Genomic DNA, 24,349 nt, shown 5'->3' with positions numbered 1-24,349 from the left:
GAGGCTGCCTACGGCGCCTAACAGCGGCCGACAGTCGCTTGATGCCTGGCGGATGAGCGAACCTGAAGAGATTTAGCGCCGGCAATGACCGCTTGGAGATAGAACAGGGTACGCGCCAATGGCGAGCTGCTTCTTCTCCCCTTTGTGGAACGTCTGCTTCTGGGCTGTCGGCCAATGTCCGGATGTGGCGGATACCGTTGAAAAAGTCGGCCATCTGAGCGCCGCCGCGGCGTGGCGGATTTGGCCGATCGAGGCTCGGCGTCTCACACTGGCCGGATCTGTGGCCCGTTCGGCAGGAGCTTGGCGAGTTTCCTGAGGTTCTGGGCGGCTGCGGCGAGGTGGAACTCGTCTCTGGCGCCATTCGGTCCGCGCAGCCGCAACCGGTCGAGCCGCAAGATGCGCTTGAGATGGGCGAAGAGCATCTCGACCTTCTTCCGCTCTCGCCGCGAGATGACATAGGCGTCGGTCGCGGCGATGTCCCTGGCCATGTCGCGGGCGCCCTCATGGATCGAGCGCAGGATTTTGCGGGCTGGGTCTTTCGGACAGCAGCGCGGCTTCAAGGAGCAAATGTCGCAATCGCGCTTCATGGCCCGATAGCGCATGAGCCCCTCGCGATCCACGCGGTCGCGCGGCACCGCGAAGGCGCGGCGGAACTGTCGAAGCTCCTTGCCGCTCGGGCAGACGTAGAGATCGCCTCATGGTCATAGGCGAAGTCGGAACGGCTAAAGGTGCCGTCGCTGCGCTGGGATTTGTCGAACACCGGGATATGCGGCTCGATCCCGCGCTCATGCACCAGCCAGGCGAGGTTCTCGGCCGAGCCATAGGCGCTGTCGGCGGCGAGCCTCGCCGGCCAGAGGCCGAAGCGCTCCTGCGTTCGGTCGAGCATGGTGCGGGCCGAGCCGACCTCGGCCTGCCGGATGGCACGGCTGGCCTCGACATCGACGATGACGGCGTGATCGAGGTCGATCAGATAGTTCGTGGCATAGGCGAAGAAGGCATGGCCCTTCAGGGCTCCGGTCCATTGCGCTGCCGGATCGGAGCGCGACACGAACTTCGGCTTGGCCTCGCTGGCCGCGCCCCAGGCGGCCTCGTCGAGCGTGTCGAGATACTCGCGGACCGAGCGACGCGTCCGGGCGAGATCGTCCCAATCGACCGGCTCGGAGGCTTCGGCCGAGCGTTGCTTGTTGGCATCAGCCTTGATCAGGCTGGCATCGACCGCGAAGCCCTCGCCGCCGACGAGACCCTCCGCGATGCAGCGCCGGACGGTCGTCTCGAACAGCTCGCGCAGGAGATCGCTCTCGCGGAAACGGCCATGCCGGTTCTTCGAGAAGGTGGAATGGTCAGGGACGTCCCCTTCGAGCCCGAGCCGGCAGAACCAGCGATAGGCCAGGTTGAGATGCACTTCCTCGCACAGGCGCCGCTCGGAGCGGATGCCGAAGCAATAGCCGACGAGCAGCATCCGGATCATCAGTTCCGGATCGATCGAGGGTCGGCCCATCTCGCTGTAGAACGGGCGCAGATGCACGCGGATCTCCGAGAGATCGACGAAGCGATCGATGCCGCGGACCCAGTGACCGGCCGGCACGTGGCGGTCCAGGCTGAACTCGTAGAATAGCGCCTCCTGCGCCACCAGCCGTTCGCCCATCATCGCGCCGCCCTCCGCAAAAGGACGACTGAATCAGGACTTCAAGCCCGCAGCAACGCAGACTTTTTCAACGGTATCGGCGCTATGTGCCCTCCCCCATAGGCGCAGAAGCATTTCAAGTTCGCCGTCGATTTCGGCGGCGCATAGAGACTGCTCGACCGGATCCGGTGGACGACGGGGGCGGGCCGTCCATAGATGCTCTGGTGCCAGAGGAGTGCTCCATTCAGCCGCGTAGAAGTAACTCGACGAGATCCTAAGTGTTCATGGCGTCGTATTTCCTGAGCACACGGGCTCCGTTCATCCGATAAGTATCCACGGCGAAAAGTTATCCTCACTCACGTAGCGTGCGGACTTTAGCCCGTCGGTGAAGGCAAAAAAATGCGCTCCGGCTTCCGCCTGAACGCTCTCGATTACGCCCGCATATGCAAGACGTACTTCGCGTTGAAATATGCTTCGGGGGCTTCAGAACCTGCTGACGTAGTAGTCTCGAAGATCGCTCGCATTCACCCGAGCTTGATGAGGTTCTGGTTGGGGAGCGGGCCACCGGGAAACTGGGCGAGCTTGCCGCCGGCTGCGAGTGAGCCGAGATCGATTCCAGCGAAGCCAAGGCGCTCGATCAGAGCTGCGACTTCCGCCTTCGCCGCAGCATCGTCGCCGGAATAGAACAGCACGCGCCGCCCACCGTTCGAACCCGGATCGGTGGCCAGCAGCTCCGCGCGGAGGTGATTGAAGGCCTTAACGACGCGGGCTTGCGGAACGAAATCGGCAACGACCTCGCTCGATACCCGACCACCGAGGTCCACTGGCTGGAACAGCGGCGCTTCGATCGCATTGTTGGCGTCGATGACGATGCGCCCGTTCCAAGCAGGAAGTCTCGCCAGCGCGGCCGGCAGCTTGGTCCAGTTGACGGCGACGAAGACGATGTCGGCGCGCGCCGCTTCCTCGCCGCTGACCGCGGTGATGGATGGCCCGAGCTCGCGGACCAGGCCTTCGAGCGAATCCGGGCCGCGGCTGTTCGAGATACCGGCCGCGATTCCCGCGCGTGCGAGCGTTCGGGCGAAGGCCGCGCCGATGGCGCCCGAGCCGATGATGCCAATGCTCATGTGATGTTCCTTGAGGGTCGGCGCCGGCAGCCGTCGAGCGTGCCGGCGCGCGTGATTTCACGGTTCGTGTCAGACGGCCGGCGCAGCGCCCAGTTGCTGCATCAGCGAGAAGAGGTTGGCGACGCCCCAGTGCTCGGCGATCTTCCCATCGCGGACGCGCATGACGTCGACGGTCTCGAACTGGATTGTCCGGCCCGTCGGCTTGATCCCGAAAAGCTCGCCCTGGTGCGTGCCGTGATAGGTCTTGTAGGTGGTCACACGGTCGCCATCGGCGAGCTGCCAATGGATCTCGGCATGGAAGTCGGGAAAGGCGGTGCGAAGCACCTTGTACAATTCCCTTGCGCCGGCCTTGTCGGGGGTGCGGCCCGGCTGCGGGGTGTGGTCGAGGAAATCGTCGGCGAACAATTCCTCGAACACCGCGAAATTGCCTCCGCCCTGCACTTCTTCGGTGTTGCGGCGAATGACCGCCTTGGCGGCTTCGCTTGCGTTGCTACTGGTCATGACACGCTCCAAAGCGCTGTAAGATGTGAGTTTCGATTGCTTACGACCGCGGCTCACGCCTTGCCGCCGGCCGCCTGGCCGAGCAGTTGCAGTTCCCAGGCGAGCGCGATGCCGGTGCCGCCGCCATGCTCGATGAAGATCTCGCCGCCCTTCGCGGCCGTCTCTTCGCGAGCCCAGTCGCGCTGCAGCTCGCCGGCCACCGCCATCCAGGTGATCGGAACCACGCCCGCCATCACCATGCGGCGCACCGCCATGTCATGCGCTTCCGCGCTCACGCCGCCGGAGGCGTCAGTGACGGCATCGACCTCGTAGCCTTCGCCCGCGGCCTGGATGGCCGGCATGGCCAAGCAGATCTCGGACCAGAGCGCGGCGATGATGAGCTTCTTGCGGCCCGTCTTCTTCACCGCGTCGACGACGCGCGCATCTTCCCAGGTGTTGATAAAGGTGCGGTCGATCGGCTTCTGATCCGGGAAGACATCCTGCAGGCCCTTGATCAGCTTGCCGCCGCGGTCTTCGAGGACGGTGGTCAAGATCGTCGGCACGCCGAAGAGCTTGGCCGTCTTGGCCAGCGCGATGACGTTGTTCACGATCATCGTGGGCTCGTGGCTGTGCAGATTGGCGAACTGGAACGGCTGGTGGTCGATCAGCACCAGCACGGACTCTTCAGGGGTCAGCAATGCGTTGAGGCCGTTCTTCGGGGCGGTGGACTGGGTAGGCATGGGCGTTTCTCCGATTGGTTCTGCGTTGTCCGCCCCACAGAAATCGCCCGTTTATTCGCCTATGATTAGACGGTAATGAGCAGATGGACCGCGATGGCATCGACGCGACACTGAAGGATGGCGTGCTGCAACTCACCATCCCCAAAGCCGCCGATACCGGCGCCAAGAAGATCACCGTCAAGGCAGCATGAGGAGGACGATATGCGGGTGAGTGATCTCATTCCCTGGAAGCCCGGGCACAGTTCCGCGACGCCTGCGACTTCCGCCGCCTCGGCGAGCGGCGAGCGCGATCCGATCGCCGCTCTTCAGAACGATATCAACCGCGCCTTCGACCATTTCTTCCTTCCGCTTCCCTTGCCCTTCTCCGGCTGGCCCGCCGGCCTTCTGGGCAGTGGCTCAGGCATCCAGGTGGATGTCGCCGAGAACGACAAGGAGGTGAAAGTTACCGCGGAGCTGCCGGGCCTGGAGCAAGGCGACATCGACATCCGCGTGAGCGAGGGGATGCTGGTCCTCAGCGGCGAGAAGAAGGCCGATCGCGAAGTTGACGAAAAGGGCTATCTGCTACGGGAGCGAACCTTCGGTCGGATCGAGCGGACCGTCCCCGTGCCAGACGGAATTGACGCGGACCAGGCCCAGGCCAGCTTCAAGAGCGGCGTACTCACCGTGACGATCCCGAAGACGACCGAAGCGCAGGCCGCTGCCAAGCGGATCCCGGTGCGATCGAACTAGCGAGCCCGCGGGACACCTACTTGCCCTCGGTTCTCTCGACGATCCTCCCCAACTGAATGCGACGCTGTCCCTATGGCGTCGCATTATTTTTACAGCGTCCCGACGGGGCGCTTCGGAAGAAGGACCGGCTATCCATGAGCGTGCTGCCACGCGTGACGGAACTGACACGGGAGCGAATCTCGCGCGAGTTCGACGATCTTGGACCCGATGCCTGCATGACCGAGATCAAGGCGGACCTTCGCCAACATAATCCCGAGTTGCTCGACATGGCGTTGCGCTGGGCGGGGGCGGGCACCGAAGCGGATAGCCTGATGACGGCGTTCGGGATGTTCTACAGGCTCCTGGCCGCGGAGGCGCTGGCTCCGCTGGGTTCGAGCGGGCTCCATCCGCTTCCGCGCGTCTCCATCGAGGTCCGTGATACGGTTGTCGATCGCATCGATCATTCCGGTACCGAGGGCTTCACGAGTGATGCGATCGATAATCTCGCAGCGGCCAACCCCGAGCTCCTGCAGATGGCCCACGGTTACGCATCGAGCCGTCTGGACTACGGCCGCACGATGCAGGGATTCGCGCTTTTCCATGAAGCCTTGTTGATCCAGTCCAGCCGCGATCGAGCGAGCCCCCACTGACGAGTTGCCGGATCAGAACAGGGTTGCGCGAAACTGACGACCGTCAAGGCGGCCAGGAGCTCGACCGACTTAGTCTATCTCTCGCTGCACCTGAGTAGCGACGCGTACGCGGTCTAGGTGCGTTCGACCCAACCAAGCGGGAGAGCGAGATGAGAAACGACAGTGACATCAAGCGCGACGTCGAAGCCGAGCTGAAATGGGACCCGGACATCGATCCGACGGACATCGCGATTGCCGTGAAGAGCGGCGTCGTGACCCTGACCGGCTTCGTCCGCAGCTACTCTCAGAAATACCAGGCCGAGCGCGACGTGAAGCGCGTCTCCGGCGTCGCCGGCGTCGCCAACGACCTCGAGGTCCGCTTGCCTTCGAGCAGCGAACGGCCGGATCCGGAGATCGCCCGGGATGCGGTCGCCGCCCTGAAGGCCGACCTGCCGTTTTCCTCCGAGAACATGAAGGTGGTCGTCAAGAACGGCTGGCTGACGCTGGAAGGCAACGCCGAGTGGAACTATCAGCGCGACCGTGCGGAACAGGCGGTCCGGCGGGTCAAGGGCATCAAGGGCGTCAGCAACATGATCGTCCTCAAGCCTCGCGTGGCGCCGACCGAGATCAAGAGCAAGATCGAAGAGGCCTTTCGCCGCAGTGCGGAAGTCGACGCCCACAACATCACTGTCGAAGCCAACGGCGGTGAAGTGATCCTGAAGGGCAAGGTTCGATCCTGGGCTGAGCGACAGGAGGCTGAACGCGCCGCTTGGCGGGCCCCCGGCGTCACGAAGGTCGAGAACCGCATCGCCATCGGCCTTTAGCCGCGACCGCCAGCGTTCCGGACCAGGCTTGCTCACCGAGGGCGGCTGGTCCGGGCAAATCCTTTGAACGGGTCTGAAGCGTTAGACGGCCGCCGGATCCACGCAGCGCCGGAAAGCGAGAAGCTCGATGTCATCGCCGAGAAGCAGCCTCTCAAATCAGGGCCGCACCGTGCGCAGGGTCAGCGGCGGGAAACGGACGGTCGATCCCGACGCCAACGATCGCTCCTCCGATCCCGGTTCCGTCGAAGACCCGGATGACACGGTCTACGAAGCGAGCCTCGAATCCTTCCCGGCAAGCGATCCCCCAGCTTGGATCTTCCGGCGGCCCAAAGAGGATAGTAGCAAGCCCGACCCTGAGCTCAGCTCGGTGCAGGACGATCCGGGCGGCCCTCCTGGGCCGGCTTTTGATCCACGAACCAGATGACCGAGCATTTGCTGACGCAAAGCCTGGCGATCATCCTCGCCTCCGCGCTTGGCATCGGCTTCTTCGCCGCGTCTCGCATGCCAGCGGCCATGGGCTATCTCCTGGCGGGTCTTGCGATCGGTCCCTATGGCCTGAACCTCGTCGGGATGAGCGACGATACTCGTTTCCTCGCGGAACTGGGCCTGATCTTCCTGATGTTCATGGTCGGGCTGGAGTTCTCGCTGAACAACCTGCTCGCAGCCCGCACCGACGTGCTGCTTGCGGGCAGCCTCCAGGTCGGGGCGACGCTGACGGTGATCGCCGCTGGGCTCTGGTGGCTCGGGCTCGAGCCACGGCTCGCCATCCTGCTCGGCGGCGCGGTGGCGATGTCATCGACCGCCGTTGTGGTGAAGCAACTCGCAGAACAGGGCGAGGTCTCCAGCCAGCACGGCCGTTTCGCGATCGGTATCCTGCTGTTCCAGGATATCGCGACGATTCCCCTTCTTGTCGCAGCGGACAGCTGGTCACGGCAGGCGGCCTTCGACCCGCTTGATCTCCTGCAACACCTCGCGCTGGCGGCGATCACGCTCGCCGCCGTCGCCGTGATCGGCCGCCCGCTCGTTCGCATGGTCCTCGCCAACGCGGCCAGATCACATTCAAGCGACCTGTTTCTCCTGACGGCGCTTCTCACCGCGCTGGGGGCCGCCTACGTCGCCCATCTCGCTGGCCTGGCCTTGCCGGTCGGTGCCTTCATCGCCGGCATGGCCATTAGCGGCAGCGATTTCCGGCATCGCGTCGAGGACGACTTGCGCCCGTTTCGCGACATCCTTGTCGGCCTGTTCTTCATCACGGTGGGCATGGGGATCGATCTCTCGCTGATCGTCGTTTCTCCCGGCACGGTTTTGGCCTGGTGCCTGGTCGTTCTCCTCGGCAAAGCCCTGGTGATCTTCGTCGTCGGCCTTATCCTGCGAAGAGCCCTGCAATTGCGCTGCGCGTCGCAGCCAACCTCGCCAATGGGGGCGAATTCGGCTTGCTGCTCGTGACCTTGTCGATCAGTTCGGGCCTGCTCTCATCCGCGATCGGACAGCCGCTTCTCATCGCCCTCGCCCTCACAATGGGACTGGCTCCCCTGGTGATCCAGCGCAGCGCGCAGGTCGAACGTCTTTTCGGGAATTCACACGCCCGCTTGGCTGCGAGCGAGATGGCAATCGGCACGATGAGTGCGTCGTTGGATAGGCACGTTCTGCTGTGCGGATGCGGGCGCGTCGGGCGCCTTGTCGCGACCGCGCTCGAGGCCGCCAAAATACAGTACATTGCCGTCGAATCCGACCTCACACGCTTCAAGCAGGCCCAACGCCAAGGCCACATGGTGGTCCATGGTGACGCCGCACATCGTCGGATTCTGTCCGCCGCCGGTCTCGCAAAGGCTAGACTTGTCGTCATCACCTTCGATCGACACTCCGCCGTCGAACGGGTCCTGAGTTTCGTGCGCGAGCAGGAACCGGTCATTCCATCGATGGTCAGTACCGCGGACGACCAGGACGTCACGACCGTTGCCGACGCAGGGGCGGACGTCGTCTTCCCTGAAAATCTCGCTGCCGGCCTCGCGCTCGCCGATCAAGCCCTCCTGCTGTGCGACCTTAGCCAGGAAGAGGCGGGGCGGGTCATCACCACGCTTCGCGCGGAGCTCAACCCGGAGCTTCGGCACCGCGTCGGCATCTGATCTCCGGTAGCATGCGAATTCGCGTTTCTTGACGATCGTCAACGCCTCCGGCGCCGCCCTGCCATTACACTGCCCTCAATATCGCCGAGCAGCAGAGATCCGAGCACATTGCCCGCATCCACGAGGCGCTCCATGAGCCTGTCCCCATCGCAGGACCCAGAACTCGCCCAGGCAAGAAACGCCGTGCTCGCCGAGAACTGGTGGCTCGTCGCGTTGCGGGGCGCACTGGCCATTCTGTTCGGCATCATCGCCTTCATCATCCCCGGCACGACAATGCTGGCGCTCGTTCTGATCTTCGCTGCCTATAGCTTCGTCGACGGCATCTTCGGCGTGGTTTCGGCCATACGCGGCGCCCGCAAGAGCGAGCGCTGGGGGCTCCTTCTGGTCAACGGGTTGCTGGGGATCGCGATCGGCATTGCCGCCGCTCTCTGGCCCGGCATCACCGTGCTCGCCTTCGTCTTCATGGTCGGGGCTTGGGCCCTGCTCTCCGGAGGGCTACTTCTCGCCGCGGCCTTCGGCCTCAAGATCAGCCATGGGCGGTGGCTGCTTGTCCTCGGGGCACTGCTGTCGATGCTCTACGGCGTTCTCCTCTTCGCAGCGCCGATGATCGGCGCGCTCGTCCTGACTTGGTGGGTGGGGGCCCATGCCGTGGTCTTCGGTGCAATTCTCATCATCCTCGCCTTCAGGCTGCGCAAGCACCGTGGCGAGCAAATCCCAACTGCAATGGCCACAAGCAGCTGAGCGGAGGAGGACGTTATGAATGGTATTCTTCCCCGAGGAACCAAGGCACCAGGGTTCACCCTTCATGTCACGCCGGACCAGACGCTATCCCTTGATGAATTCTCCGGCCGGCGTGTCGTGCTCGCCTTCTATCCCGCTGACTGGAGTCCGGTTTGCGGCGACCAGATGAGCCTCTACAATCACATCCTGCCCGAGTTCCGCAGGCATGGCGCTGAGTTGCTCGGCATTTCGGTCGACGGAGCCTGGTGTCACCAGGCCTTTGCCCGCGACCGCAATCTGCATTTCGCCCTGCTCTCCGATTTCGAGCCGAAGGGCGCGGTGGCCAGATCTTACGGCGCTTACCGGAGCGAAGGCGTGGCCGAGCGCGCGCTGTTCGTGATCGACGAAAAGGGAATGATCGTCTGGAGCTACTGCTCGCCGATCGCCGTCAATCCCGGAGCCGACGGCATTCTGGATGCACTCGAAGCGCTCCCTGCATTGGAGATGAAAGATGGCGCAGCTCAGGATTCCCGTCACGTTGCTTGACCATGTTTTCGGCAGCGAGGACGCCGGCGTCACCATCGTCGAATATGGCGATTACCAGTGCCCGCATTGCGCGGCGGCGCAGGGGGTTGTCGCAAGGATCCTCGCGCAGTTCGGTTCGAGCGTTCGCCTCGTATTCCGGCACTTCCCCCTGGCGGAGATACATCCGCTGGCGATAACGGCCGCCGAAGCGGCGGAGTTCGCCGGCAGCCACGGCGCCTTTTGGCCGATGCACCAATCCATTTTCGCCAATCAGCAGCGCCTGAGCGTTTCGCTTCTCGTCGCGCTCGCGGCTCAGCTGAAGCTGGCGCCAGTCGCCCTCCGCGACGCGATCGCCTCACACACCTTCGCGCCAAAGGTCCAGGCGGATTTCCTGGGCGGCGTGCGCAGCGGCGTCAATGGGACGCCGACCTTCTTCGTCAACGGGATACGGCATGACAGCCCTTATGGTTATGTCGATCTCCCATCGGCGATCGGCCAAGCGGTCATGTCGACGGCCGCCTGACGAATTCATGCGCTTCGCAGGCCGTGATGCTCGCCAAGCTGAGGCCGGTTGTTCGGCCCGATCATCCGACCCGCATGAAAACACCGCATCGCCCGCGACGCAGTGCTGGAGGTTGATTGACCGCGAGCGCGGTCTGTCTTGTTGCGTCCGACAACGGGCCCGATCGTCGGTTCGACGTTTGCTCAGCGCCGCGGGTCACGGTGAGGGTGCAGCAATGCCGGTCCTCAAGGCCAAGCGCCATGAGATGGCCTGGGGACTGGAGACCGTCGAATGGCGCGCTTTCAGCGGGATCGCGAGCGTCAAAAGGAATTCGCATAATTGACGATCGTCAGGGCGGCGCACCCGCGCGTGAGGCTTGATACGCGTGGAGCGATATCCCGGGACCTCGATCCCTCGTCGAAATGTCGTCTGGCCTACGTTCGCGGCTGAATAAGCAGACCATGAACGCGGGTTCGGTCACACGATCCGGCGCGTCCGCCGGGCCCCTCCGACGCAGGTCCGAAGGCGGCTCACACCCGCTTCGCTGAAGCTATCCGAAAGGAATGAGCGAATGGTCAAGTTTGCACTTCTCGTCACCATGGAAGCGAAGCCCGGAAAGGAAGCGGAGGTCGAGGCGTTTCTGCGAAGTGGCCAGCCCCTCGTTGAGAACGAGCCGGGAACCGTCGCGTGGTTCGGCGTCCGCATGGGCCCTTCGACATTCGGAATCTTCGACGTGTTTCCCGATGAGGTCGGACGGGACGCGCATCTTTCCGGCCTCGTCGCGGCGGCCCTGATGGAGAAAGCGCCCGCGCTTTTCGCCTCGTCCCCCCGCATCGAAAAGCTCGACGTGCTCGCGGCGAAGCTGCCTTGAGACGCCTCGCCACAGAAGTCCTAGCCAGGGATCGATGAGCCCGACCGGGCCGATCCAGAAACCAACGCTGGAGGAACAGTCATGGCATCAGGTAATCGAGCGGTCACCTATATGGGACCGAAGAAAGTCAACGTCGAAACCTACGACTATCCGAAGCTCGTCGATCCCAGGGGCAACAAGACACCCCACGGGGCGATACTGAAGATCGTCACCACCAACATCTGCGGCAGCGACCAGCATATCTACCGGGGCCGCTTCGCCGCCCCTTCGGGCATGGTGCTCGGCCACGAGATGACCGGCGAAGTGATCGAGACCGGGCCCGACGTGCATTTCATCAAGAAAGGCGACCTTTGCTCGGTCCCGTTCAATGTCTCGTGCGGACGATGCCGCAACTGCAAGGAGGGCCATACCGACACCTGCATGAACGTCAACGACGAGGTCGATTGCGGCGCCTACGGGTTCAATCTCGGCGGCTGGCAGGGCGGACAGTCCGACTATCTCATGGTTCCATTCGCCGACTGGAACTTGCTTCGCTTCCCCGACAAGGATCAGGCGATGGCCAAGATCAAGGACCTGACCTTGCTCTCCGACATTCTGCCGACGGGCTTTCACGGCTGTGTGCAGGCGGGCGTCAAGTACGGTTCGACGGTCTATATCGCGGGGGCAGGACCGGTCGGCCGGTGCGCCGCCGCCTCCGCCCATCTCCTGGGCGCCTCCTGCATCATCGTGGGCGACACCAACAGCGAGCGTCTCGCGCTGGTCAAGAACGCCGGGTATGAGATCGTGAATGTGTCCTCCGAGACGCCGCTCGCCGACCAGATCGCGGCCATCCTCGGCCAACGGGAAGTGGATTGCGGCGTCGATGCCGTCGGCTTCGAAGCGCACGGAAACGGACCCGGCGCCGGGGAGGACCCGGCCGCCGTGCTCAACGCGATGATCGCGGTCGTTCGCGCCAACGGCGCTATCGGCGCGCCCGGCATCTACACGGCGGGAGATCCCGAGGCTGTCGACGCGGATGCGAAGGCCGGGCGGTATCGCATCGATTTCGGCAAGGCCTGGATCAAGTCGCCCCACATCTCGGCCGGCCAGGCGCCGATCATGCACTACAACCGCGATCTGATGATGGCGATCCTCTGGGATCGGATGCCGTATCTCGGAAAGCTTGCGAATGTCGAGGTCATCCCGCTTGAGCGAGCGGCCGACGCTTACCGGATATTCGACCAGGGCTCGCCCAAGAAGTTCGTCATCGATCCGCACAACGCGACGAAACTGGCCGCCTAACTCACCGGCGGATGCCACCGGCGCCTTTCCCTTGAGGCGCTTCATTCCGCCAAACAGCGGACGCCGCGCCGAGCCCCCGGGGCGCGTGCGTCCGCGCCCGAGCGGCCCGACCCGGCCAGGCTCAGTTTCGAAGGAGATCACCCATGGCAAGCGACACGCTCAAAGGAATGAATGTCGCGATCCTCGTCACCGACGGGTTCGAGGAAGTCGAAATGACCGAGCCTCGCAAGGCGCTCGACGAAGCCGGCGCCAAGACAAGCCTCATCTCGCCCAAGCCGGACAAAGTCCGCGCCTGGGACTTCACGGACTGGAGCAACAGCTACCCGGTCGATGTACCACTCGCTTCCGGCAATCCCGGAGATTACGACGCGCTGCTCCTGCCCGGCGGCGTCATCAACCCGGACGCGCTCCGCACCGACGCCAAGGCCGTAGCGTTCGCCAAAGCGTTCTTCGACGCCAAAAAGCCCGTTGCCTCGATCTGCCATGGGCCGTGGACGATCATCGAGACCGGCGCGGCAAGCGGCCGCCGCGTGACCTCGTGGCCCTCGCTCAAGACCGATCTCAAGAACGCCGGCGCGAACTGGGTCGATGAGGAGGTCGTCGTCGACCGGGGCCTCGTGACCAGCCGCAGCCCCGACGACATGGCCGCTTTCAATCGTGAAACCATCAAGTTGTTCGCGAGTGCGCGCGGACGCGGAACACAGGCGGCCTGAAGCGGCGGTCATCGTTCCCCGCGCAAACGGCGACCGATCCTAGGATGAGTAAGGCGCACATGATTCTCGCGGCTTTTGCAACGGAAGGACACGTCGCCATCACACGCGTGGCTACACACTGTCCGAGTTCGTCCGGGACAAGGAGCGGCTGGCCCGCGCATCAGCTTTCATCGATAGTGGGCTCGCCGGCGGCCGGCTGAAGCCGGTCGTCGCGAAGACTTTCACGCTCGACGAGATCGTCAAGGCGCATGTCTACATGGAATCCAGCGAGCAGTTTGGGGAAGATCGTGGTCACCGTCCCCCGCTGAGCGCTAGGCGAAGAGGAAACTGACGTGAAGGTACTGATGGTGCTCACCTCGCACGACCGCCTCGGCGACACCGGCCGCAAGACCGGCTTCTGGCTCGAGGAACTGGCTGCTCCTTACTATACCTTCAAGGACGCAGGCGCAGACATCACTCTGGCGTCCCCCAAGGGCGGCGAGCCGCCGCTCGATCCCAAAAGCGCCGAACCTGACTCCCAGACCGACGACACGAGGCGCTTCGAGGCCGACGCTGCGGCCAAGGCAGCGCTCGCAGCGACAGAGCGGCTGGACACGGTCTCACACGAGCCGTTCGATGCCGTCTTCTATCCCGGCGGTCATGGCCCCCTCTGGGATCTGGCGGAGGATCGCAATTCGATCGCGCTGATCGAGGCGACACTAGCGGCAGGCAAGCCAGTCGCTCTCGTGTGCCACGCGCCCGGCGTGCTCCGTCATGTGCGGGCCGCAGACGGCAGGCCGCTGGTCCAGGGCCGCAATGTCACCGGCTTCACAAACACCGAGGAGGAGGCCGTGGGGCTTACCGCGATCGTTCCGTTCCTGGTCGAGGACGAGCTCAAGCGTAACGGCGGTCTGTTCTCAAGAGTCGCCGACTGGCAGCCCTATGCGGTTTCTGACGAGTTGCTGATCACCGGGCAGAACCCGGCATCCTCGGCGCCCGCAGCCAAGGCCTTGATCAAAAAGCTCGCGGCTCGCGCTTAAGAGTGTGAACAGGTCCAGATCGGCGTGATCGGTCATGTTGGCATCGGCGGAAAGCCATCGTTGCTCATGATGCCGCAGGCGTCCAGTATCGAGCGCCGAAGACAATTCGGGCGCGGGCTCGCCGCGGCTGACGGAAGCTGAACTCGCCCCATAGGGAGAGTATTCCCGCTTGGCTCCGAACCGCGTCGCGTTCCAATGTTGGTGGCTATGACGCATCCTCGTCTCGAGCAGGCATAAGCGCGATGCCGACGGGCGGCTATTCGTGAGTGTCCGGGGTCGAGGAGGTTCGCATGCGAGACATCAAGGCCTCCGGCTTCGTCCGCGTTCGCGGCGCGCGCGAGCACAATCTCAAGAACGTCGACGTCGACATTCCGCGCGACGCCTTGGTCGTTTTCACCGGGGTGTCGGGATCGGGCAAGTCGTCGCTCGCTTTCTCCACCCTCTATGCCGAGGCGCAGCGCCGCTATCTGGAATCGGTGTCGCCCTATGCGCGTCGCCTGTTTCACCAGATGGAGGTGCCCGAGGTCGACGAGATCGAGGGCCTGCCGCCGGCGGTGGCGCTGCAGCAGCAGCGCGGATCCCCAACAACCCGCTCGTCGGTCGGCAGCGTGACCACCCTCTCGAACCTGCTGCGCATGCTCTACTCGCGCGCCGGCGACTATCCGCCGGGCCAAGCCCATCTCGACGCTGAATCCTTCTCACCCAACACGCCCGAGGGCGCCTGCCCGCGTTGCCACGGCCTCGGCCGGATCCACGAGGTCACCGAGGCCTCGATGGTGCCCGATCCTTCCAAGACGATCCGCGAGCGCGCCGTCGCCGCCTGGCCGACGGCGTGGGGCGGCCAGAATCTGCGCGACATCCTGATCAGCCTCGGCATCGATGTCGACACGCCGTGGCGGGACCTGCCGAAGAAGGTGCGCAACTGGATCCTGTTCACCGAGGAGCAGCCCCAGGTCCCGGTCTATCCCGGCTGGGACCATAATCAGATCCAGCGCGCGATCCGGCAGGAGGTCGAGCCCGCTTATATGGGCACCTTCTCGAGCGCGAAGCGCCATGTCACCCACAGCTATGCGACGACGCAAAGCGCGATGATGAAGGCGCGCGCCGCGCGCTTCATGATCGCTCGACTTTGCCCGGTCTGCGACGGCAAGAGGCTGCGCCGGGAAGCACTGTCGGTCCGCTTCGAGGGCCTTGACCTCGCCGAGATGAGCCGTCTGCCAATGGCCCGGTTTTCGAAGATCTTCGCGTCCTATGCCGAAGCGAAAGCCGCCAAGCTAAAAGCGCTGCGCAAGACCCATCCGGAGAAGGCCTTGGTCGTCGAGCGCATCGCCGGCGATCTGTGCCGCCGGCTGGCGGTGCTGCTCGACCTCGGTCTCGGCTATCTGACGCTGGAACGTGGCACGCCGACCCTGTCACCTGGCGAGTTGCAGCGGCTGCGGCTTGCCACCCAGGTCGTCTCCAACCTGTTCGGCGTCCTCTATGTCATGGACGAGCCGTCCGCCGGGCTCCATCCCGCCGATACCGAGGCGCTGCTTCGGGCGCTTGACGCGCTCAAGGCGGTCGGCAATTCGCTGTTCGTGGTCGAGCATGAGATGGACGTCGTCCGCCGCGCCGACTGGATCGTCGATGTCGGCCCCGCCGCCGGCGATCATGGCGGCGAGATACTCTACAGCGGCCCGATCGAGGGACTGCGCGAGGTCGCGGCGTCGGAGACGGGGCGGCATCTGTTCCGCGAAGACAGCGGAATGCCGAGCCCAAGGCGCGAGCCCGCCGGGTGGCTGCGACTGGAGGGGGTCTCGCGCAACAATCTCAAGCAGGTTGACTGCGCGATCCCGCTCGGCGTGATGACTACTGTCACTGGAATCTCTGGCTCGGGGAAATCGAGCTTGGTCAGCCAGGCGCTGGTCGAGCTAGTCGCCGGTGCCCTCGGCGCCCCGGTCGCGGCCGAAGAGGAGACGGATGCCGAAGCCGCGCTCGAGGACCGCCCCGCCGGCGCAACGGAGGGCCGCATCCTCGGCGGGCTCGAAGGAATCAGGCGGCTGATTGAGGTCGACCAGAAGCCGATTGGCCGCACCCCGCGCTCCAACCTCGCGACCTATACCGGCCTTTTCGACCATGTCCGTGCTTTGTTCGCGGCGACCCCCGAAGCCAGGAAACGCCGCTACGATTCAGGCCGCTTCTCGTTCAATGTCGCCAAGGGCCGCTGCCCGCGCTGCGAGGGAGAAGGTTTCGTGATGGTCGAATTGCTCTTCCTGCCGAGCGTCTACGCCCCCTGTCCGACATGTCACGGCACCCGCTACAACCCCAAGACGCTTGAGATCCGCTATCGCGGCAAGACGATCGCAGAGGTGCTCGCGCTGACCGTCGAAGGAGCCTGGGAATTCTTCGGCGACGCGCCCCATGTCTGCCGGTCGCTGAAGGTGCTTCGCGAGGTCGGGCTCAACTATCTCCGCCTCGGACAGCCCGCGACCGAGTTTTCGGGCGGCGAGGCGCAACGCGTGAAGCTCGCCACCGAACTGCAGCGCGCCCAGCGCGGCGGCGCGCTCTATGTGCTTGACGAGCCGACGACCGGCCTGCACCCGACCGATGTCGAGCGCCTGCTCGGCCAGCTCCACGCCCTGGTCGATGCCGGCAACAGCGTCGTCATGGTCGATCACGATATGAAGGTCGCGGCGGCGAGCGACTGGGTGATCGACATCGGCCCCGGCGCCGGCGACGAGGGCGGCCGGATCGTCGTCAGCGGCCCACCGACGACGGTTGCCGCATGCAGGACGAGTCGCACCGCGCCTTATCTCGATCACGCGCTCAGCGGAGACGCGGTCGCCACGGCCACTTGAGCAGCAGCACCGACACAGCTTACGATCTCAGCCGCCGAGGCGATCAACCGGATCCCGTCGGTGTGATGGCGTTGAATGCCCGCTCTTCGAGGGCCGACGCTCCAGGAGTGCTTCTTCGCCCGCGACGGCGACATCTTCACGCTCTGAACCGCTGATTGCACACCATCATTGCGGCGACTTGCTCACGGCGCTCAACCTCGAACCTTTCCATAACCTGCAAGTGGCCGCTTTAACGACCGCTGGATGGGCAGATAATGCGATCCGTTCGTTCGACAAATTCGGACCCGGTTACCGGCGCGAGCCGGTCTGCGCGGTGGGGCGGAGTAACCGTGGCAGGCTGGCTCATGTCCGAGCGATCGCAGATATGCGCACGAACGCCCCCGAACATCAGGCGGCATTGTCCTGCGATGTCCGGCACAGCAGCTTGCGCCGCCGCCAGCGGCTGGCTGAATGCAGCGCGGGCAGACGTGGACGCATATCCCTCCGGCATGCCGATGCAGCGAAGCCTCGTCAGCTATCTGGCGCAAGGCCTCACGGCCATCCGAGATCTGTTCTGGCCGATCCTGGCCGCGGTTCCGCGCATTCCCGGGGAAGCCAGGGACGCAGCCGCTCGCATATTGACGACCGGCCATCCGGCCGTTCTTTGGCGTGCCGCATTCATCGTGGCGCTTCTGTTGTTGCTTCCGCATGCCATGCGCCTGGCAACCTCGCGCCCGAGGGCGCGCATGAGCGCTTCGAGACCGACCCGGCTCCTGTCCGCTTTCGCATTCGATGTCGGTGACCTGGTCTTGATGATGCTTGCGGCGGCCATCCTGGCCGAGCTCGCACTGGGCGACGACACACTCATGGCCCGGCTGGGCATCGCCCTCGTCGACATCGTGCTCCGATTCAGAATCGTCATGACGGCGGTTCGGATGTTGCTTCGCCCCGGCGAGCCGCCGCTGCGCCTCATTTCGGCGAGCAATGCCCAGGTCCGGCGTGCCATGCCATTTCTGACAGCCTCGCTGCTTCTGGCTGTCAGCTTCGTAACGGGCATCCCGCTGCTGCTTGAAGCCGGAATGAGCTGGCCGGCCGGACAGGCTTCGGGTGTAACGGTCGGAACCATCGTTGCCACGTTGATGTGGACCGCGGCGCGCCGCTTCCACGCCGAGGCTCCGATGCGTCTGCCCGGACGCGAGATCGGCTTCGGCGCCGCGATCGGCATCGCCTGGATCGCCTGGGTCTACGGCGTTCTATCCCTCGATTTTCCATTCTACTTCGCAGCGATCTCGATCGGCGGCATCCTCGTCGGAGCGCTCATCGTTGTTAGGCTCCTGCTGGCCTACTGCGATGCCCACGAATGCGACCGTGCGAGTGCGCCCCTGCCGTGGCGCTTGGCGCGAGCACTCGTTGCGATCGTGCGTCTGGCCGTGGCGTTGGTCGTGGTTCTGATCGTCGCGCGATTTCTCGCCATGGACTTTTCGGCCTGGCTCGGAGAGCAGCGCTGGAACGAGATCAATGAGAGCATTGCCAGGGCGGCCGCGGCGATCATCGTCGCTTATGCTCTGTCGGCCCTGATTAGCACCTGGATCCGCGCAAAATTCGTGACCGTCACCCGCTATGTGCCCGGCGAGGAAAACGAGTTCCAGCCTGGTTCGCGGCTCCTGACAGTCATACCGCTGCTCCAGTGGGGGATCACCTTCCTTGTGCTCGGAACGGGGATTTTGGTCGCCCTCGGAGAGCTCGGGGTCAACATCGCCCCGCTCCTCGCAGGCGCAGGCATTTTTGGGCTTGCGCTCAGTTTCGGCGCCCAATCACTCGTGCGCGATATCATTTCCGGCCTATTCTACATGGCGGATGACGCCTTCCGTATCGGCGAATACATCCAGGCCGGACAACTCAAGGGGACGGTGGAGAGCATCTCACTTCGATCCGTCCGCCTCCGCCACCAGCACGGCCAGGTGCATACGGTTCCCTTCGGCCAGCTCGGCTCCGTGACGAACAGCAGCCGCGACTGGCTGATGGTCAAATTCAATTTGCGCCTGGCACGCGATGTCGATCCCGAGGTGGTGCGCAAGACCGTCAAGAAGATCGGCGAAGAGCTGCTGGCCGATCCGGAGTTCGCGCCCGAATTCCTCGAACCGCTCAAGATGCAGGGTGTCGTCGACATTCAGGAGGCGGCTCTTGTGGTGCGCTTCAAATTCACGGTTCGGCCGGGAAAACCAACCGTGATCCAGCGAGAGGCCTTGAAGAGGATCGTAAAAGTGTTCGGCGAGCGCGGCATCGCCTTTGCGTCGCACTCGGTGGTGGTGCATGGCGCAACGGGTCATGCGGATGCCGCCGCCGGAGCAGTGGCAGCTACGACGCAGGGCTTTGGCACGATGCCGCGATCTGAGTCTGGCTCAACGGTCGTCGATAGAGACTGATCTTGGTGCGGCTGGAGGCGCCCGAGAAGCTCAGTACGTATCCGGCCGCGGCGCGACGCAGGCAGCGCCCCAGCCAGCGGCAAGGCAATTTCGCCCGATCTGCGCACGCCGCCCAATCCGGCGGCTCGGTTGCTTCATGGTGAAAGCGGGCGGTCGTGGGCCATTTCAACGTTCGAGACATATGGTTACGGGCACGTCGGTCGTGACGACACGCACGCCGCCAGCTCACCGCCGCGGATGTAGTGTCTCAACCCATCCCGTATTGCTTCCATCACGGCGCTGATCCGTGGGATTGAGCGAAGGTCCTCGTGCGTGACAATCCAGGTCTCCAGGTCGAAGTTGGCGTCGTCAGGGAATAGGCGAACGAGAGCACCATCCCGTGCCGCGAGCGATACCTGGCACAAGCCGTAGCCGACGCCCGCCCGGATCGCTGCGAGATGCGCCAGATGATTGTCACTGCGAAAGACGGTTCTAGCCATCGCGAGCGGCGAGCCCGCAGCACGTAATGCTTTCAAGATGGCATCGTCATGCTCAAGCCCGATCAGGCCGGTCGCGATCACATCGGCGAGGTCGCGTGGCCATCCGGTCCGGTCCAGATAGTCGCGGTGAGCGTGCAAGCCGATCGCGATGGCCCCAATGCGACGGGCGACCAGGCCGTCCTGCGCCGGCGGCGCCATCCGCACGGCGATGTCGGCCTCTCGCCGCAGCACGTCCTCGTTGCGGTTACTCGGGCTTAACGCGATGACCAGCTCCGGATAGGCCACGCGCAACCGGGCGACGATAGGTGGCAGCACCTCAATCGCGATCACCTCACTGGCGGAGACTCGCACCACGCCGGCTATCTCACGGGCTGAGCCGGATGCGGTGCGCAGCAGGGCTTCTGCTGCATAGCTCATCGCCTCAGCATGGCCAAACAGCGTCAAAGCGGTCTCCGTTGGCGTCAGGCCTGTAGGAGTTCGGGTGAAAAGTGCCGTGCCGACCTGGCGCTCCAACGCCTCGATCCTGTGTCGTACAGTCGGTTGAGCGAGCGCGAGCGCTCGGGCTCCCCCCGTCAAACTGCCTTCTCGAAACACGGCGAGAAAGGCTTGCACGTCATCCCAGCTCATCAAACTATGATAGGCTGACCGTCAAAGTTCGGCAATTTCCTTCCGACCTCAGACTGCGCATCTCTCTCCCGGAACTCGAAGGGAGATGACCCATGCGGAAGGTTTTGGTACTCGGCGCAAGCGGTGGGATCGGCGGCGAGACGGCCCGGGCCCTGATCGCCCACGGTTGGGAAGCGCGCGGCCTCAGCCGCACGCCCCGTCAGGGCGACGGGATCGACTGGCGGGTCGGCGACGCGCTGGATCCGGCCACCGTTCTCGCGGCCGCCGAGGGTGTCGAGGCCATCGTGCATGCCGTAAACCCGCCCGGCTATCGTGACTGGGACAAGTTGGTCATGCCGATGCTCGACAACAGCATCGCCGCCGCCCTCGCCAACGGCGCGCGGCTGGCCCTGCCGGGCACGATCTACAACTATGATCCGGCCGAAATGCCGGTCGCCTATCCGGATGCGCCGCAGCGGCCCCAGACCCGCAAGGGTGCGATCCGGCGCGAGATGGAGGAACGGATGCGGAGGACGCCCGGGCTGCGAGCGCTCATTCTGCGCGCTGGCGACTTCTTCGGACCTCGACCCGGCAACAGTTGGCTCTCGCAGGGGATGATCCAGCCCGGCAAGCCGGTCAATCGCGTGATGACACCCTCGCGCCGCGGTGCCGGGCATGCCTGGGCCTATCTGCCGGACGTTGCGGAGACCTTCGCGCGGCTTCTCCATCGGCAGGACATGCTGCCGCCCTTCGCGCGTTACCACTTCGCGGGGTACTGGGATGCCGACGGCCGCTCCTTCGCTCGGGCGGTACTTCGCGCAGCAGGGAGGACTTCGGCGCGGATCTGGCCCTTCCCGTGGCCAGTGCTTCCCATCGCGGGCCTGTTCGATGTCACGATGCGCGAACTGTTCGAGATGCGCCCCTTCTGGACACACGGCGTGCGCCTCGACAACCAGAGCCTCATCGAGACGATCGGCCCCGAGCCGCACACGCCACTTGAAGACGCTCTTCGCACAACACTGGTGGCTGTAGGCTGCCTTTCGGAGGCATTGGCTGGTCCGCGCTGACGTCCGGTTTCGGGCAGCATGCCAACGTCTACTCCTGGCGCGCTCCGTCAGGATTTGTCGCCGCGTGGGGAATGAAGGGTGCCCAGAGAGCCGAATGATGTCTTGGCTCGAAAGGAGCCATCGCTCATTGCGCGATGTGTCGAGTCGTCGGGAGATTCCCGACGCAGGTTCGCGGCAAAACCTTCGCCGCCCTCAGGGCGACCGAATAAAAAGCCCTGGCCGATTGGACAGCCCATGCCCTTCAACAGCACTCGCTGAGCTTCCGTCTCTACGCCCTCCGCTACGACGGTGAGTCCAAGGGCGCGCCCCAAGTCAATGATGGCCCGGACGATGACCGTCTTCGAAGGGCTGGCGGTCAGGCCTCCGACAAAGCTCCGGTCGATCTTGATCTCGGTCACAGGAAACGCCTCAAGGGACCGAAGGTTGGAATATCCGGTCCCGAAATCATCGACGGAGAGGCCGACGCCGAGATTCCGCAGCCGGCGGAACGTCTCCAGCACGCCGGGCGTGTCATTGAGAAACATACTTTCGGTGATTTCGAGTGTCAGCAAGTCCGGCCGGACGCCGGACTGTCGTAAAACACGGTCGACAACTTCCGCCATGTCGCGATGCAAAAACTCGGTCGCGGACACATTCACGGAAAAGCGCAGCGGTTTATCCCGGTGTTCGTTGATCCTGCGCGCAAAGGCGGCAACGGCGGCAAGCCCACGTTCGCCGAGGTCGAGCAACACGCCGCTGCGCTCCGCCGCTTCGATGAATCGGCCTGGCGGGACGATACCAAACAGGGGATGATTCCACCTTATCAAGGCTTCCGCACCTACGTATTGGCCTGTCGCGAGATCGACCTGGGGCTGGAAGTGATGGATGAACTCATCTTTTGCGAGAGAGGCTCTCAACTCGCGGGTCATTCGGACCCGATTGCGCGCCTCCTCTTCATCGGCGTGCTGAAACCGGCGAGGCCCGCTCAGCGGAGCTGCCTTTGCCGCGTGCAGCGCTGCGCCGGCATTCCGGATCAAGGTGATCAAGTTGCCGTCGGGTTGGCCGAGCGCATAGCCGATGGCGAAACGCAGGGAAACATGTGCCCCAGGGATCACAAAATCGGGGGCGAGAGCGGCCCAAACCTCGGCCACGATCGGTGGCCCGCTGGCCTCATCGGTCAGTTCGAAGGCGAGGACGAATTCGTTGGCGCCGATCCGAGCGACCAGAGCAGCCCCGGTCCCGCGCAGCCGGCGGCCGGTTTCCATCAGCAGGGCGTCCCCGACGTCATAGCCGTACCCGGCGTTGATGTCGTGGAAGCCGATGATGTCGCACTTCACGAACAGCACTGGGCCGGCACATGTCGCGAAGTGCCTTTCTACGCTAACGATGAACGACTGACGGTTGAGGCAGCCTGTTGCAACGTCGAGGTTTGCAGCGCGATCGAGGGCGATCTCTGTCTGGCGCGTCGCCGACACGTCGCGAAGAATACCAAGGTAGAGCAGTTCGCCACCGACGGTGAAAGGTCTAAGGCTGAGGTTGTTCCAGAAGACCGACCCGTCTTTACGATGATTGCGAAGCGTGACGTCCACCGGTTCGGTGGCCCTGATGGCCTCTCCGATGCGGGCGACTTCCGGTTGATGGCGTTCATTGCCCTGTAGATACCGGCAATCCTTCCCGAGCACTTCGAGACGCGCATACCCCGTTAGACGTTCGAAGGCCCGGTTGACGTAGAGAAGCGGTCCGTTCCCCCCGGAAACCCGGGCGATCGCCACACCGTCGGAGAATTCCTCGACGAGCGGCGGCAGAATCGAGCGGAGCAGCGCGTCCGAGCCGAGATCCCCATTCCCAGCGCAGGGTCCCGGCGCGAACTTCATGAACTCCAACGGCTTCAGTCCCTTGAACTCCTTCATACCCAAGCAATGGCGCTGTTGCCCGTAGCCGGGCAATCCGCGGGCACGGCGGTTTCGAGACAACCGTCAGCCGATTTCGGACATAGTGGGTCTTGACCCGTCTCCAGATGTCCGGAACCGATCGCGGTAGTCCGAGGGCATCGCTCCGAGATGCGCAAGAAAGGCGCGACGCATCGCCCGCGCCGAGCCGAAACCGCATTTCGCGGCGATAGAATCGATCGATAATCGGCTGCCTTCGAGCAGAAAGCGCGCGACATCGATCCGTGTGAGATCGACATACTCGGCCGGCGAGGTTCCCACTTCCTGGGTGAAGACCCGCGTGAAGTTGCGCGGGCTCATTGCCGCGATCTTCGCCAAGGCGTTGACGGACAGATCAGCAGCCGGGTGGTTCAGGATATACTGCTGGACCTTGTAGAGGCGACTGCGGTCGACACCTTGCGCCGCCAGATGCATGCTGAATTGAGACTGATCCCCCGGCCTCTTCAGAAACACAACCAGACGGCGGGCGACATAAAGCGCAACGTCCCGGCCAAGATCCTCTTCGACGAGCGAAAGGCCGAGATCGATCGCCGCGCTCGATCCGGCGGACGTGACCATGGGGCCATCCCGGATGAAGACCCGGTCTCCGTCCACCTTCGCTTCTGGGAAGCGTTGGGCGAGGAGAGGCGCATACTGCCAGTGCGTTGCGACGTGGCGTCCGCCGAGAAGTCCTGCGTCACCAAGCAGGAAAGCTCCCGTGCAGACCGAGCCGTAACGTCGCGTCTGCGGGGCTGCGCGTGAGAGCCAGTCGATCATGCCCTTGCCGGGGGCATTGGGTATGCCCACGCTTCCAGCCACAAGAAGGGTGTCGGGATCCTTCGGACACATAAGGTAGTCTGAGTCCGGCAAAACTCTCAGTCCCGACCCGCAGCGGAGCGGGCGGTTTTCTTCCGCAACGATACCGACCTCGTAGAAACCTTCGGCAACACGCGCGTTCGCTTCGGCAAACACGTCCATCAAGCCCGCGAGTTCCAGCGAGTGAACGTCGGAAGGCGCGAAGATGATGACCCGCACGTGGATATTCCTCGAGAAGCGCTGACTGGGATATGGCGATATGCCAGCCCGCAGCAGCCAGTCGGTCTACGTGGTGGCTTCTGACGCAGGCTGCGATGGCGCCGGCCAATTCCGGCTAAGCGGGGCT

23 protein-coding genes and 1 pseudogene are annotated in these 24,349 nt (G+C 64.1%); 17 read left to right on the top strand and 7 right to left on the bottom strand.

Going from position 1 to position 24,349, the window contains the following annotated elements; translation table 11 throughout:
- Nucleotides 1–263: 263 nt before the first annotated feature.
- The 4 genes and pseudogenes from AB4Z16_RS25320 to AB4Z16_RS25305 form a co-directional block, all read right to left on the bottom strand.
- Nucleotides 264–1,648 (bottom strand): annotated as a pseudogene (locus AB4Z16_RS25320) (IS1182 family transposase).
- A gap of 500 nt (nt 1,649–2,148) precedes the next feature.
- Nucleotides 2,149–2,778 (bottom strand): NADPH-dependent F420 reductase, encoded by a 630-nt coding sequence (locus tag AB4Z16_RS25315; RefSeq protein ID WP_441514206.1) that lies wholly within the window; start codon nt 2,776–2,778, stop codon nt 2,149–2,151.
- Between the two features lie 39 nt (nt 2,779–2,817).
- Nucleotides 2,818–3,249 (bottom strand): ester cyclase, encoded by a 432-nt coding sequence (locus AB4Z16_RS25310; RefSeq protein ID WP_441514086.1) that lies wholly within the window; start codon nt 3,247–3,249, stop codon nt 2,818–2,820.
- 53 nt (nt 3,250–3,302) lie between these two features.
- Nucleotides 3,303–3,968: a hydrolase gene (locus AB4Z16_RS25305; RefSeq protein ID WP_441514085.1), complete on the bottom strand. Its 666-nt coding sequence runs from the start codon at nt 3,966–3,968 to the stop codon at nt 3,303–3,305.
- 83 nt (nt 3,969–4,051) lie between these two features.
- On the opposite strand from AB4Z16_RS25305, the gene AB4Z16_RS25300 reads away from it, so the two are divergent.
- The 16 genes from AB4Z16_RS25300 to AB4Z16_RS25225 all read left to right on the top strand — a co-directional run bounded on the left by AB4Z16_RS25300 (nt 4,052) and on the right by AB4Z16_RS25225 (nt 19,128).
- Complete coding sequence (locus AB4Z16_RS25300; protein WP_441514084.1) at nt 4,052–4,159, top strand: Hsp20 family protein; 108 nt, start codon at nt 4,052–4,054, stop codon at nt 4,157–4,159.
- Between the two features lie 10 nt (nt 4,160–4,169).
- Entirely contained in the window at nt 4,170–4,697 is a 528-nt protein-coding gene (locus AB4Z16_RS25295) for an Hsp20/alpha crystallin family protein (RefSeq protein ID WP_441514083.1), read from the top strand.
- A 134-nt stretch (nt 4,698–4,831) separates the two neighbouring features.
- Nucleotides 4,832–5,326 carry a hypothetical protein gene (locus tag AB4Z16_RS25290; RefSeq protein ID WP_441514082.1) on the top strand — a complete coding sequence of 165 codons (495 nt, stop codon included), beginning with the start codon at nt 4,832–4,834 and terminating at the stop codon, nt 5,324–5,326.
- A gap of 149 nt (nt 5,327–5,475) precedes the next feature.
- Nucleotides 5,476–6,129 (top strand): BON domain-containing protein, encoded by a 654-nt coding sequence (locus AB4Z16_RS25285; protein WP_441514081.1) that lies wholly within the window; start codon nt 5,476–5,478, stop codon nt 6,127–6,129.
- Between the two features lie 420 nt (nt 6,130–6,549).
- A complete protein-coding gene (locus AB4Z16_RS25280; RefSeq protein ID WP_441514080.1) occupies nt 6,550–7,575 on the top strand; it encodes a cation:proton antiporter domain-containing protein in 1,026 nt (341 codons plus the stop codon).
- A complete protein-coding gene (locus tag AB4Z16_RS25275; RefSeq protein ID WP_441514205.1) occupies nt 7,572–8,255 on the top strand; it encodes an NAD-binding protein in 684 nt (227 codons plus the stop codon). The genes AB4Z16_RS25280 and AB4Z16_RS25275 overlap by 4 nt, the downstream gene beginning before the upstream one ends.
- A gap of 132 nt (nt 8,256–8,387) precedes the next feature.
- The gene (locus tag AB4Z16_RS25270; protein ID WP_441514079.1) at nt 8,388–8,996 is read left to right on the top strand and encodes an HdeD family acid-resistance protein; all 609 of its coding nucleotides are present in this window, start codon (nt 8,388–8,390) and stop codon (nt 8,994–8,996) included.
- A gap of 15 nt (nt 8,997–9,011) precedes the next feature.
- Nucleotides 9,012–9,521 (top strand): redoxin domain-containing protein, encoded by a 510-nt coding sequence (locus tag AB4Z16_RS25265; protein WP_441514078.1) that lies wholly within the window; start codon nt 9,012–9,014, stop codon nt 9,519–9,521.
- Nucleotides 9,487–10,023, top strand: a complete 537-nt coding sequence (locus AB4Z16_RS25260) for a DsbA family protein (protein WP_441514077.1) — start codon at nt 9,487–9,489, stop codon at nt 10,021–10,023. Before AB4Z16_RS25265 ends, AB4Z16_RS25260 begins: the two co-directional genes overlap by 35 nt.
- Nucleotides 10,024–10,573: 550 nt before the next feature.
- Nucleotides 10,574–10,873 carry a putative quinol monooxygenase gene (locus tag AB4Z16_RS25255; protein WP_441514076.1) on the top strand — a complete coding sequence of 100 codons (300 nt, stop codon included), beginning with the start codon at nt 10,574–10,576 and terminating at the stop codon, nt 10,871–10,873.
- Between the two features lie 81 nt (nt 10,874–10,954).
- Nucleotides 10,955–12,154 carry an alcohol dehydrogenase catalytic domain-containing protein gene (locus AB4Z16_RS25250; RefSeq protein WP_441514075.1) on the top strand — a complete coding sequence of 400 codons (1,200 nt, stop codon included), beginning with the start codon at nt 10,955–10,957 and terminating at the stop codon, nt 12,152–12,154.
- 143 nt (nt 12,155–12,297) lie between these two features.
- Entirely contained in the window at nt 12,298–12,867 is a 570-nt protein-coding gene (locus AB4Z16_RS25245) for a type 1 glutamine amidotransferase domain-containing protein (protein ID WP_441514074.1), read from the top strand.
- A 118-nt stretch (nt 12,868–12,985) separates the two neighbouring features.
- A complete protein-coding gene (locus AB4Z16_RS25240; RefSeq protein ID WP_441514204.1) occupies nt 12,986–13,198 on the top strand; it encodes a zinc-binding dehydrogenase in 213 nt (70 codons plus the stop codon).
- Between the two features lies 1 nt (nt 13,199).
- The gene (locus AB4Z16_RS25235) at nt 13,200–13,886 is read left to right on the top strand and encodes a type 1 glutamine amidotransferase domain-containing protein (protein ID WP_441514073.1); all 687 of its coding nucleotides are present in this window, start codon (nt 13,200–13,202) and stop codon (nt 13,884–13,886) included.
- Nucleotides 13,887–14,176: 290 nt separating this feature from the next.
- On the top strand, nt 14,177–16,723 hold the full coding sequence (locus AB4Z16_RS25230; protein WP_441514072.1) for an excinuclease ABC subunit UvrA: 2,547 nt from the start codon (nt 14,177–14,179) through the stop codon (nt 16,721–16,723).
- 344 nt (nt 16,724–17,067) lie between these two features.
- On the top strand, nt 17,068–19,128 hold the full coding sequence (locus AB4Z16_RS25225; protein WP_441514071.1) for a mechanosensitive ion channel domain-containing protein: 2,061 nt from the start codon (nt 17,068–17,070) through the stop codon (nt 19,126–19,128).
- A gap of 185 nt (nt 19,129–19,313) precedes the next feature.
- Here the strand turns inward: AB4Z16_RS25225 and AB4Z16_RS25220 are convergent, their stop codons facing one another.
- Entirely contained in the window at nt 19,314–20,234 is a 921-nt protein-coding gene (locus AB4Z16_RS25220) for a LysR family transcriptional regulator (RefSeq protein ID WP_441514070.1), read from the bottom strand.
- Between the two features lie 92 nt (nt 20,235–20,326).
- Here AB4Z16_RS25220 and AB4Z16_RS25215 point away from each other — a divergent pair, with 92 nt between their 5' ends.
- Nucleotides 20,327–21,280 (top strand): NAD-dependent epimerase/dehydratase family protein, encoded by a 954-nt coding sequence (locus AB4Z16_RS25215; protein ID WP_441514069.1) that lies wholly within the window; start codon nt 20,327–20,329, stop codon nt 21,278–21,280.
- Between the two features lie 47 nt (nt 21,281–21,327).
- On the opposite strand, the gene AB4Z16_RS25210 is transcribed toward AB4Z16_RS25215, so the two are convergent.
- Both AB4Z16_RS25210 and AB4Z16_RS25205 read right to left on the bottom strand, forming a co-directional pair.
- Nucleotides 21,328–23,169 carry a putative bifunctional diguanylate cyclase/phosphodiesterase gene (locus tag AB4Z16_RS25210; RefSeq protein ID WP_441514068.1) on the bottom strand — a complete coding sequence of 614 codons (1,842 nt, stop codon included), beginning with the start codon at nt 23,167–23,169 and terminating at the stop codon, nt 21,328–21,330.
- A 66-nt stretch (nt 23,170–23,235) separates the two neighbouring features.
- The gene (locus tag AB4Z16_RS25205) at nt 23,236–24,222 is read right to left on the bottom strand and encodes a GlxA family transcriptional regulator (RefSeq protein WP_441514067.1); all 987 of its coding nucleotides are present in this window, start codon (nt 24,220–24,222) and stop codon (nt 23,236–23,238) included.
- Between the last annotated feature and the right edge of the window lie 127 nt (nt 24,223–24,349).

It is taken from the genome of Allobosea sp. TAF32 (assembly GCF_052113585.1).
Classification (GTDB): domain Bacteria; phylum Pseudomonadota; class Alphaproteobacteria; order Rhizobiales; family Beijerinckiaceae; genus Allobosea.
Note: the sequence above shows the minus strand (reverse complement) of the source record. Positions and strands in the feature narration are given on the sequence as shown.